Annotated in this window: 10 protein-coding genes and 1 riboswitch; of the genes, 2 read left to right on the forward strand and 8 right to left on the reverse strand. The window is 63.7% G+C overall.

The genetic code is table 11. The annotated features are described in order from the left end of the window. Window positions 1-614: 614 nt before the first annotated feature. The 5 genes from XH79_RS32975 to XH79_RS33000 form a co-directional block, all read right to left on the reverse strand. Window positions 615-782 carry a hypothetical protein gene (locus tag XH79_RS32975; protein WP_271584381.1) on the reverse strand — a complete coding sequence of 56 codons (168 nt, stop codon included), beginning with the start codon at window positions 780-782 and terminating at the stop codon, window positions 615-617. 756 nt (window positions 783-1,538) lie between these two features. Beyond that, window positions 1,539-1,718: a hypothetical protein gene (locus XH79_RS32985; protein ID WP_271584383.1), complete on the reverse strand. Its 180-nt coding sequence runs from the start codon at window positions 1,716-1,718 to the stop codon at window positions 1,539-1,541. 140 nt (window positions 1,719-1,858) lie between these two features. Then, window positions 1,859-2,059, reverse strand: coding sequence for a hypothetical protein (locus tag XH79_RS32990; protein WP_245003799.1), 201 nt, complete (start codon window positions 2,057-2,059; stop codon window positions 1,859-1,861). Window positions 2,060-2,196: 137 nt separating this feature from the next. Next, window positions 2,197-2,379, reverse strand: a complete 183-nt coding sequence (locus XH79_RS32995; protein ID WP_271584384.1) for a hypothetical protein — start codon at window positions 2,377-2,379, stop codon at window positions 2,197-2,199. Window positions 2,380-3,255: 876 nt separating this feature from the next. Then, window positions 3,256-3,405: a hypothetical protein gene (locus tag XH79_RS33000; protein ID WP_212343068.1), complete on the reverse strand. Its 150-nt coding sequence runs from the start codon at window positions 3,403-3,405 to the stop codon at window positions 3,256-3,258. Between the two features lie 827 nt (window positions 3,406-4,232). Between XH79_RS33000 and recA the strand changes: the two genes are divergently transcribed. Together recA and XH79_RS33010 are read left to right on the forward strand one after the other, a co-directional pair. After that, window positions 4,233-5,321 (forward strand): recombinase RecA, encoded by a 1,089-nt coding sequence (recA, locus tag XH79_RS33005; protein ID WP_166815157.1) that lies wholly within the window; start codon window positions 4,233-4,235, stop codon window positions 5,319-5,321. A gap of 103 nt (window positions 5,322-5,424) precedes the next feature. Next, entirely contained in the window at window positions 5,425-6,417 is a 993-nt protein-coding gene (locus XH79_RS33010; RefSeq protein ID WP_271584385.1) for a hypothetical protein, read from the forward strand. 153 nt (window positions 6,418-6,570) lie between these two features. On the opposite strand, the gene gcvP is transcribed toward XH79_RS33010, so the two are convergent. Genes gcvP through gcvT form a run of 3 tightly spaced genes read right to left on the reverse strand, consistent with a single transcriptional unit; the run spans window position 6,571 to window position 10,980 of the window. Further along, window positions 6,571-9,438 (reverse strand): aminomethyl-transferring glycine dehydrogenase, encoded by a 2,868-nt coding sequence (gcvP, locus tag XH79_RS33015; RefSeq protein WP_271584386.1) that lies wholly within the window; start codon window positions 9,436-9,438, stop codon window positions 6,571-6,573. 17 nt (window positions 9,439-9,455) lie between these two features. Then, a complete protein-coding gene (gene gcvH, locus XH79_RS33020) occupies window positions 9,456-9,824 on the reverse strand; it encodes a glycine cleavage system protein GcvH (protein ID WP_271584387.1) in 369 nt (122 codons plus the stop codon). Window positions 9,825-9,834: 10 nt separating this feature from the next. Continuing rightward, window positions 9,835-10,980, reverse strand: coding sequence for a glycine cleavage system aminomethyltransferase GcvT (gene gcvT, locus XH79_RS33025; protein WP_271584388.1), 1,146 nt, complete (start codon window positions 10,978-10,980; stop codon window positions 9,835-9,837). 147 nt (window positions 10,981-11,127) lie between these two features. Further along, window positions 11,128-11,218: riboswitch (glycine riboswitch) on the reverse strand. Window positions 11,219-11,393: the final 175 nt, after the last annotated feature.

Genomic DNA, 11,393 nt, shown 5'->3' on the forward strand with positions numbered 1-11,393 from the left:
GGGGTCGTCGACTGGGTATGGAGGCCCGGTGTTGGTCCACCGGGCTCAGCGACACTAGGCGAGTTCGCTTACAGAGGCCTGACGGCGGCAAGCGAAAGCAATGTTGAGCAGGCCGCACACTGGCCCCGCACCGGTCCCAATTTGGCCACCCGATCGCACCACTCAAGCCACAGCTGCAGGCAAGATTCCGCAGGGTCCGGTGCTGCCATGGGGGAACGTGGCACGCCGGCAACGGGGTGGCATCATGGATAACGTAGAGCGGTCGTTTGCCGCCGCGACAGCGGCTGGCTTCGTGGTGTTGGTGATCGGCATCGCGCTGCTGATGCTGTTGTAGGATCACGCAGCAGAGGCAGACGGCGGGCCGGCTCCGGGCCAGCATGGCCCCGCGCGCGGGCCGGCGCGCCATGGCGGCGCCTTACGTCCTGCAAAAGCTGCAAAACAACCCCATGCACAGTAGGTCTCCGTGCGATTGTCTCGCGCAATCAAGGGCTTGGATGTAGTATCTAGATACCTCCAACTGCCGATATCGTCGCTAGGGCGGGCGTTTCAGCCGGCGCGGGATACGCAAGGCCTGCGTGACCTTCGGTCCCGGCCGGCAGCCTTGTCCTCGGGGACTAATGGACCTTGATCGCGTCCAGCGGGAGGCGGAGCTCGGCGGCACGCTCCTCGCGGTCCTTCTTACGGAACTCGTTTTCCTTGCGCTCGAACTTGATCATCTCCTTGAGCGCCGCCTCCAGCAGGTGGTTGCGCCTGGTGGCATCGTGCAGCGTATTTTCCGTCATGACCGAGATCCCCATTGTTGCGGTCCAACCCAGAGAAGGCCACAGGGCACCGAAAGGTTCGATGCCGCAGGATTGTGTAAGCATGACGGCACGCGGCGGCTGCGTCTTTGATGCGCGTCAGCTTCGGTTGAAGACGAACGGTCGCTGGACGCGGTCGTTGGGTATCGTGCCGATCGCGCGCATTCGATGTCGCGTTACTTCGGAGGTCGCAGCCCGGTGGACTCGATCCAGTCGTGCAGATGAGAGGCCACGTCGGCTTGGCGAGCCTTCTCGAGGAGGGCGTCCCGCTTGGGACCGGGGGGAAGGCGCAAGGCCTGATCCCGGACCTGCTCCACCCATGCAGCAAGCCGGTCCTGAAGGCTCAGCTGTTGCTTGAAACGTCGTCGCGTGGGCATGGCACGCTCCTTTCCATGCGCGGAAGGCGGGAGCGCAAATCGGCGTTCTCATCACCGATAGTTGCCAGGGTCCGTGCGGCGATGACCCATTGAACCAGATTGTCGGATCCGGTTCGGTCCAATTGTGTACAGAGCGTTCTCGGCGACGTTCTTGGGCGGCCTCACCCGTCCTCGTTGAACCACGAGAGCGGTTCGGCTGCGCGCCGCCTCTGTTGTCGTAGCCGTTCGGCATGTTCGCGCGCCTGCCGCACTCGTCGCGCTTCCTCGACCAGCTTGCGAGCGGTCTCTTGCGCGTCGTTGGCGCGCCGGAAAAGCGGGTCTGTTTCCATGGACCCCATAACGCAGAAACAGGGGAGTGGGTTCAGGCGCGGGGCTTCTCCCAGGGAAAGGGCTCCTGTGTCTTGCGGCCGAGGAACGTGTCCGGCATGGGCAGTTGCAACACTTTCGCCGCCTCGGCCACCAGCTCGCGCATGAGGGCGTTCTGCGCGGCAAGTTCGACGGCCACATAATGCACGCGCGAAATGTGATTGTGGTCGGCCATGGCGGCGCTCCCTCGCTTTGCAGGCGGGAGCGCGCTCGGTCTCTCAGCCACCGACGCCTACGGGCAGAGCCTCGGCCGGTGATGTCAGGTAAACTGCCACGGGCCGCTTTGGTTCACTATTGAACTTAGGGGGTGCTGCCTTAGTCGGGCGGCTGTAGGCCGGGCGATCTCAGCCACTGGCTCATATGCGAGCCGGTCTCGGCCTGGCGGGCCTTGCGGAGGGCGTCGTCCTGTAGCGGACCGGGAGGGAGGGATCTGGCTTCTTCTCGGAGGCGTTTTGCTTCTTCGGCAAGGCGTTCTTCCAAGAACACGGTTTGCGTGAAACGGCGGCGTCGCTGCATGACACAACCTCGTCTGACGGGTCCTAACCGTTGGGCTTGAATTTCACGAATCCAATATGCCGTAGCTGGCGTTCCAGTTCCCGGAGATGCCCGGTCATAAGGGAAATGCGGTCGGTGCGAGCGGCTGAAAGGCGGCCTCAATTCATCTTGCGGCGCAATTGCCTGACGATCTCGCGGAGGTCGGCGGCGTATTCCTCAATGATCCGGAGCGCCGCGTCCAAGCGCGACGGCTTGGCGTCCTTACCCTCAGTCGGCTTACCAGGGTCGGTCATGGGCCGGATGGTCTGCCGCACGAGGGAATGATGTTTGCGCTGGATCAAGGGAAGGTGAAGCTCCGCCGCGCGTTCCTGACGCGATCATCCATGCTCCATCAGCAACAGGATCGCCGCGAGTAACACCGCTACGAACATGGCCGGTACCACAATCCAGGCAGTCTCGTTTCTCATGGTGCGCATGGTTTCATGCGTTGCACCGTGCCGCTACCTATACATCGGGATACTCGGGGACTGCCGGATTTCAAACAGCACTCAACGGTCGTCCTAAACGCTCATCGAGATGATGGCTATCAAGCCCGCAGCAGCCGTGCCCCACGCCAGCGCATGCAACATCCAAGGCCGCATTGTCGCCTCCCGACAGATGGGAGGATGCAGGCGGATCGCGTGCGCTACTTGAGATAGATCAAAGGCTAAGGACTAGCGCCGTTGCGGCGGCCACGGTGAAAACACCGGCGCCAATTGCAAGCACGCCCACGAGTAGTTCTTTGCCCATGCCCTGATCTTAACTTAGGTCGGTTCGGGCTGGCTATGCGGTTTGTGCCAGATTTTCCCGATACGGGGCTCCAGCGAATGAGGACACGGCGGATTCAACTTGGGACACTGGCCGGATCAGGACGCTGCAAATCCGGGGTACGTCGGTTGCCCAATCGCCAGGTACCCGGCGCCGATGCAAGTTGCTGGACCTGGGTTAGCGTCAGCCTTGGCTGGCCCAGTACCTTTGGCCTCAACTCAGCCTGCCCGGAGTTGGGGCCGCCTTTTGGACACCCCGCGGAGGGGGAAGATCAGGGCCCTCGCTGCGGCCCTATTGTCCATTGGAGCGGCGCCGCTCCAATGCGGCGAAGACTTCAAACAGGACAATGATGATCGCTATGCCTGCACCGCCCCCAAGCGTTAGTAGAAGCACCATCCCCAGCATTCGATCTACTGCCGCTCTATGATTGGTGGCGGCGCTGGGGCTTCTTTTGATTCCAGCGCCATGACGTGCATCGGCCGGGCCTTCTCCGCGGCCGGCTCGGTCAGAGCCATCCGCGCCGCGATCTCTGCTTGCTTCAAATGGTCGGCGGTCGGCACTTCGTTTCCCCGCAGCTCCACCTCCTGCAGCGGAAGCTAGCGGCATAAGTACCAAAGTGAACATTCGTTCCGAGCCGCTGGGTACGACCTTAGCTCAAGGGACCGCGAAGCTTTTTGAGGATGCCAATCTGGTCGTCGATGTTCTCTTGAGCCACTTTCCGAGCCGCTTCCGTGCGCTCCGGATCGGGCGCAGGGATGGGTGGTTTGTCGAGGTGCTTGTCGGTGGGCATCCCCGCACTAGAGCAAATTGGGACACCCGCTTCATTAAACTAGGATACTCGGGGTCAAATACGGACAGTCCCCAAAATCGACGTTGTCCTAATTCCCCTCTGCGGGTGTCGGATATCGAACAGACCGTTCCAGACTTTTCAGCCAGATTGACGACATCCGGGATTTTGCGATTCCCTCCCGGGGCTGGAACAACGTCGCCCGCCATATTGCAAGCGGGCGACGTTGTTGTTTGTGGGGTGTCCTGATCTGCCTCTGCCGGTGTCCCCAAAATCGGTGCTGTCCTAATTAGGCCGCCAACTGAGGCGGCCTCATCTTTGAATATAAACGGCCCCAACTGGGGGCCGCCAACCCTCTGGGGGGTTTTCCTCCAGCAGTCGGGGGGGCACCTTTCGTGCTGGGGGCATCGTAGAGATGCGCTGCTAGGCTGATAGTTCCTCAGCCGCTTAGACTGGTACCCCACGGAGGCGGACAGTACCCAAAATCGCAAAAGAACATATTGCGAACTGAGAACAAATGGGGTACGCTGTTTTTATCGCCGGCCCGCCTCTCAATCGTTTGTCCCCCTAGCGAATCCTCGCCATAAGGAGCACGACCCAATGTCCGCAACTGCCCTGCGTATCGTCGAAGGATCTTCCATGGACAAGAGTAAAGCTCTGGCTGCCGCGCTCTCCCAGATCGAGCGCCAGTTCGGCAAGGGCTCGGTGATGAAGCTGGGCAAGAGCGACAGGTCCATGGACATCGAGGCAGTGTCCTCCGGTTCGCTCGGGCTCGATATCGCGCTCGGTATTGGCGGCCTGCCCAAGGGGCGCATCGTCGAAATCTACGGGCCGGAATCCTCGGGCAAGACCACGCTGGCGCTGCACACGGTGGCGGAAGCGCAGAAGAAGGGCGGCATCTGCGCCTTCATCGACGCCGAGCACGCGCTCGACCCGGTCTATGCCCGCAAGCTCGGGGTCAACATCGACGAGCTCCTGATCTCGCAGCCCGACACCGGCGAGCAGGCGCTGGAAATCTGCGACACGCTGGTGCGCTCGGGTGCGGTGGACGTTCTGGTGGTCGACTCGGTTGCGGCGCTGGTGCCGAAGGCCGAGCTCGAGGGCGAGATGGGCGATGCGCTGCCGGGTCTGCAGGCGCGTCTGATGAGCCAGGCGCTGCGCAAGCTGACGGCCTCGATCAACAAGTCCAACACCATGGTGATCTTCATCAACCAGATCCGCATGAAGATCGGTGTGATGTACGGCTCGCCCGAAACCACGACCGGCGGTAACGCGCTGAAATTCTATGCCTCCGTACGCCTCGACATCCGCCGTATCGGCGCGATCAAGGAGCGCGACGAAGTGGTCGGCAACACCACCCGCGTCAAGGTCGTCAAGAACAAGCTGGCGCCGCCCTTCAAGCAGGTCGAGTTCGACATCATGTACGGCGAGGGCGTCTCCAAGATGGGCGAGATCCTCGATCTCGGCGTCAAGGCCGGCATCGTCGAGAAATCGGGAGCCTGGTTCTCCTATGACAGCCAGCGCCTCGGCCAGGGTCGCGAGAACTCGAAGGCCTTCCTGAAGGCCAACCCCGACATCACCGCCAAGATCGAGACCTCGATCCGCCAGAACTCCGGCCTGATCTCCGAGCAGATTTTGGCCGGCACGCCCGAGAGCGACGCCGACGGCGAGGAGCCGGCGGACGAATAAGCCTTAACGCGGGAAAGTTTTCGCGAGGAGCGGGCACTGAGGACGTTGAGTTGCCGACGTCTTCGGTGCCCGTTTCGTCTTGCGTGAGGGGGGCGCGCCGACGATGAAGCGTGTGATCCTGACCAGTTCGTCCGGCGTTGGTCTTGCTCATGCGAACCGCGCCGACATGGTCGTCCCGCTTATTTTTCGGTTCGTCTTGGGAGTGTTACCCAACGCGCACCACCTGGACGCCTACCTGGAAGGAGACTCTGTAAGAGGCAATCCGGCAGTAATGTGGTTCGATCTTGTCGGCCGGTCTTCCCAGACGGGCCTTGCGCACAAGGGTGCCGGACTGGTCTGGTTCTGCAAGACCTACGGTGTAGACCTCATCGAGCTGTGGTTCGATCCTGAGCCGAACAGTCAGTTGCAGTTGATCTGGATGCTCGATTACCTGCGTTCTCATCCGACGGTCGCCGAGCGTCTGAAGTTGCGCTTTGTCGATTTCGATCTGCGCGGAGCAGATCCCGCAGAGCTTCGTCACCGTGACGTGCGGCAGTTCAATATCGCAGAAAGTGATTTTGCGATCGCCGGAATGGCCTGGGAGGCCTACCGCGCGCCGACGCCCGAGCTTTGCGCCGGGCTGCTCGACAGGCCGCTCGGCAAGCTGTCTTTCCTGAAGCCGGCCATGGAAGACCTGCTATCGGAACTGCCCTCGCCGGTGATGGGACTGGGGGCGACCGAGATGCGGCTTCTCGAGCTGATCGCAAGTGGACACAATCGCACCGATGAGCTGTTTCGGCCTGGCACGCTTGGAGCGCGCGTGTTCGATCCGTGGGAGTTGGGTACGCTGCTCGAAGGACTCGCATTCGGCCCGGCGCCCGCCGTTGCGGGTCTGGACGGCAAGCTGGCGACACTCGATCGGGATAATGCAAGAAGCCGCAACGCTGCCTTTCGCAGCAGCCGGCTGTCGCTGACGGAGTTTGGCAAAGCGGTGCTTGAAGCCCGCGAGGATTTTCGTCGGCTCAATCCGATTCGGCGCTGGTGGGGTGGTACGCTTCTTACCAACGAGCGGCTTTGGCGCTGGGATGCGCAGGGGCGTTCGCTGGTTGCGCCCTAAGTCGAAACTGTAGGGTGGATTAGCCGTGCGATGCGCGAAGCGCCATCGCTCGGCGTAATCCACCACGGTTCGTATCCGTAGAGACAGAAGAGGTGGGTTACGCCAGCGGACTGCGCTTCGCGCAGCCGCGTGCTAACCCACCCTACGAATCCGTTACTCCGCGGCTTCCGCGTAATCGCTCACGGGCGGGCACGAGCACACCAGGTTGCGGTCGCCATAGACGTTGTCGACGCGGCCGACCGGGCACCAGTATTTGTCGGTACGCGAGACGCCATCGGGGAAGCAGCCCTCGCTGCGGGAGTAGGCACGATTCCACGCATCGTCCGCGATGTCGTGCACGGTGTGCGGGGCGTGACGCAGCGGCGACGCTTCGATCTTGAAGCGGCCGGCCTCGACCTCGGCGATTTCTTTCCGGATCGCGATCATGGCATCGCAGAAGCGATCCAGCTCCGCCTTCGATTCCGACTCGGTCGGCTCGATCATCAGCGTGCCCGGCACCGGGAAGCTCATGGTCGGGGCATGGAAGCCATAGTCGATCAAGCGCTTGGCGATGTCGTCGACGGTGACGCCGCTCGTCGTCTTGAGCGGACGGGGATCGACGATGCACTCATGCGCGACGCGGCCCCTGGCGTTCTTGTAGAGCACCGGGAAGTGCGCATCGAGGCGCGCTGCGATGTAGTTGGCGTTGAGGATCGCGATCTCGGTGGCACGCTTCAAGCCTTCGCCGCCCATCATCAGGATGTAGATGTAGGAGATGGTCAGGATCGAGGCCGAGCCGAACGGTGCGGCCGAGACCGGGCCGACCGGAGCATCGGCTTGCGTCGCCGGGTGGCCAGGCAGGAACGGCGCAAGATGCGCCTTGACGCCGATCGGGCCCATGCCGGGGCCGCCGCCGCCATGCGGGATGCAGAAGGTCTTGTGCAGATTGAGATGGCTGACATCGGCGCCGTAATCGCCGGGCCTGCTAAGGCCGACCTGCGCATTGAGATTGGCGCCGTCCAGATACACCTGGCCGCCATGGTCATGCACGATGTCGCAAATCTCGCGGATGTGCTCCTCGAACACGCCATGCGTCGAGGGATAGGTGATCATGACCGCGGCAAGGTCCTTCGAATGCTTTTCCGCCTTGGCGCGGAGATCGTTGACGTCGACGTCGCCGTTCTTCTCGCAGGCCACCACCACCACGTCCATGCCGACCATCGCGGCCGAGGCCGGGTTGGTGCCGTGGGCGGAGGAGGGGATCAGGCAGATTTTTCGGTGGCTCTGCCCACGCGCCGCATGATAGCCGCGGATCGCAAGCAGCCCGGCATATTCGCCCTGCGCGCCTGAATTCGGCTGCAGCGAGATCGCGTCATAGCCGGTGATGTCGCACAGCCATTTTTCCAGCCGCGCGAACAGCGCGTGATAGCCCTTGGCCTGCTCGCGCGGCACGAACGGATGCAAGCTGCCGAATTCCGGCCAGGTCAGCGGCATCATCTCGGTGGTCGCGTTCAGCTTCATGGTGCAGGAGCCGAGCGGAATCATCGCGCGGTCGAGCGCCAGGTCGCGGTCGCTGAGCTTGCGCATGTAGCGCAGCATCTCGGTTTCCGAGCGATGCGCGTGGAAGACGGGATGGGTCAGGAAGGCGGTGGTGCGCTTCAACGCCTCCGGCAGCGCCTCGCGCGTAGTGGCGTCGATCTCGGCATAGGCAAGCGTGCCGCCGAAGGCACGCCAGACCGCTTCCACCGTCGCTGGCGTCGTCGCTTCGTCGAGTGCGATGCGCAAGTTCGTTTCGCCAACGCCGAGATTGATCTTCTCGGCAGCGGCACGCGCGAGGATCTCGGCGCGCTTGGCGTCGGCATCGACGCTAAGCGTGTCGAAGAAGGTCTCGCTATCAGGCGCAAAGCCGAGCTTGCGCAGGCCGGCCGCGAGCACAGCGGCGCGGCGATGCACGTTGCGCGCGATCTGCGTGAGGCCCTCAGGGCCGTGATAGACCGCGTACATCGAAGCAATCACGGCGAGCAGCACCTGCGCGGTGCAGATGTTGGAGGTCGCCTTCTCGCGGCGGATGTGCTGCTCGCGGGTCTGCAGCGCGAGGCGATAGGCAGGCGCCCCGCGCGAATCCACGGAGAGGCCGACGAGGCGGCCGGGCAGCGAGCGCTTCAGCGCATCGCGCACCGCCATATAGGCCGCGTGCGGCCCGCCATAGCCCATCGGCACGCCAAAGCGCTGCGCGGATCCGATCGCGATGTCGGCGCCGAGCTCGCCGGGCGAGGCGAGCAGCGTCAGTGCCAGCAGGTCGGCGGCAACGATCGCGAGCGCGCCCTTGGCCTTCAGTGCGGCGATCGCGGGCCTGAGGTCGCGCAATGCGCCGGAAGAACCCGGATATTGCAGCAATGCGCCGAGCACGTCGGCGTTAGCGAGATCGGTGAGGGGATCGCCGACCACCAGGGTCCAGCCGAGCGGCTCGGCGCGGGTGCGCATCACCGCCAGCGTCTGCGGATGCACGTCCTTGTCGACGAAGAAGGCCTTTGCCTTGACCTGCGAGTGGCGCTCCGCGAGCGCCATGGCTTCGGCAGCGGCGGTGGCTTCATCGAGCAGCGAGGCGTTGGCGACGTCGAGCCCGGTGAGGTCGCAGATCATGGTCTGGAAGTTGAACAGCGCCTCCAGCCGGCCCTGGCTGATCTCGGGCTGGTAGGGCGTATACGCCGTGTACCAGGCCGGGTTCTCCAGGATGTTGCGCTGGATCACCGCGGGGAGGATCGTGCCGGAATAGCCTTGGCCGATCAGCGAGGTGAAGACCTGGTTCTGCGCGGCGAGCTCGGCCATATGCGCGATCGCCTCGGTCTCGCTGAGCGGCTTGCCGAGATCGAGCGGCGATGCCTGCCGGATCGAGGCCGGCAGCGTCTCCGCCATCAGCGCGTCGACGCTTTTGGCGCCGACCGTTTCGAGCATTGCGGTGACATCGCGCACTGATGGGCCGATGTGGCGGCGAACGAAACTGGCGGCGGTCTCGCCGCTGGATTTACGGTGCGCGGTCATCGCCTGCTCCATCGTCCTTAAGCCGTGTGGGCCTTGTAGGCGGCTTCATCCATGAGGCCGCCGAGCTCGCTCTTGTCGGCAATCTTGATCTTGAAGAACCAGGCCGCGCCCTGCGCGTCCGAATTGATCAGCGCCGGCTCGGCGGCCAGCGCCTCGTTGGCCGCGAGCACTTCGCCGGTCATAGGGGCGTAGACGTCGGAGGCCGCCTTCACGGACTCGACCACCGCTGCGGCTTCCGCCTTCTTCAAGGTGCGGCCGACCTTGGGCAATTCGACGAACACGACGTCGCCGAGTTGCTGCTGCGCGTAGTCGGTGATGCCGACCGTGGCGGTATCGCCGTCGATGGCGAGCCATTCATGGTCGGAAGTGTACAGCGTCGTGGTCATTGTCTCGTCCTCAGCGTTTGTAGGTGTTTTTCACGAAGGGCATGGCGGCGACTGCGAGCGGCAGGCGCTGTCCGCGCACCTCGGCGAAGAGTTTTGTGCCGAGCGCGCTCAGGCTCACAGGCACGTAGCCCATCGCGACCGGCGCACTCAGGCTCGGGCCGAACCCGCCCGAGGTAACCTGTCCGACCGGCTCGCCGCCCGCGCTATCGGCAAACAGCAGCGCGCCCTCGCGCACCGGCGCGCGGCCCTCGGCACGCAGGCCGACGCGGCGGCGGGATGCGCCGTGATCGAAATGCGCCAGAATCTTTTCCGCGCCGGGGAAACCGCCGGCACGGGCGCCACCGCTGCGGCGGCTCTTCTGCACCGACCATTCCAGGGCGGCCTCGACCGGCGTGGTGGCGGTGTCGATGTCGTGGCCGTAGAGGCACAGGCCAGCTTCCAGCCGCAGGCTGTCGCGGGCACCTAAGCCGATCGGCAGCACGTCCGGATTGTCCAGCAGCATCTTGGCAAGGCGTTCGGCATCGGCAGCGGGAACCGAGATCTCAAAGCCGTCCTCGCCGGTGTAGCCGGAGCGCGAGACGAAGCACTTGATGCCGGCGACCTCATGCGGGCCGGCGTCCATGAACTTCATGGCCGGGGCCGCCGCACAGAATTTCGCCAGCACCGCTTCGGCCTTCGGGCCCTGCAATGCGATCAGCGCGCGGTCGGCGAGCGAATCGATGATGCAGTCGTCCGAGAGATTCGCGCGCAGATGCGCCTCGTCCTCGGCCTTGCAGGCGGCGTTGACAACCAGGAACAGGTGATCGCCGAAATTGGCGACCATCAGGTCGTCGAGGATGCCGCCATCGGCATTGGTGAACTGGGCGTAGCGCTGCCGTCCCGACGCAATCGCGACGATATCCTGCGGCACCAGCCGTTCCAGCGCGCGGGCGGCGTCCTCGACCTTGCCCGATTTCGGCCGAAGCGCGATCTGGCCCATGTGGGAGACGTCGAACAGGCCCGCGGCGGCCCGGGTATGAAGGTGCTCCTTCAGCACGCCCGCGGGGTACTGCACGGGCATGTCATAGCCCGCGAACGGCACCATCTTGCCGCCAAGGGAGACATGGAGGCTGTGGAGGGGCGTACGTCTAGGGGAGTCTTGGTTGTGCGCTAGCATCTTAAGGGGCCCTCGGCGGTTCCCCGGGGACGATTCCCCGATGGACACCAGTCGAAGCCCCATCTGTCGCTGTGCCTGAGAGTATTATCCCGTCGGCGGACGCAGTCCGGGCCTCAAGCCCGTCGGCGCCTCTTTCCAGATGCTGTCAAAGCCACGCGGTCCTTTTGCCTGAGAGTTTCCGGGGCGGTTGCTCCTTCGGCGCCGGCTGCCTAAAGCCGGTCTCTCCCGACGTGGCCGTACGATACAGATGGGTACAGACCACAGGGTAGCCAAGCCTGTCAACGCGACTTCAGCGGCTTTCAACGGGATTGAGCGCCTGCGGCAACCCTCTGATCTGCTTGCACAGTTTCTGGACAGCGAAGCTGGCCTTGTCTAAAAGCGCTTTGGCCCGCAGATATCAGCCTTAATTTCCG

Source organism: Bradyrhizobium sp. CCBAU 45389 (genome assembly GCF_028128625.1).
Taxonomy (GTDB): domain Bacteria; phylum Pseudomonadota; class Alphaproteobacteria; order Rhizobiales; family Xanthobacteraceae; genus Bradyrhizobium; species Bradyrhizobium liaoningense_B.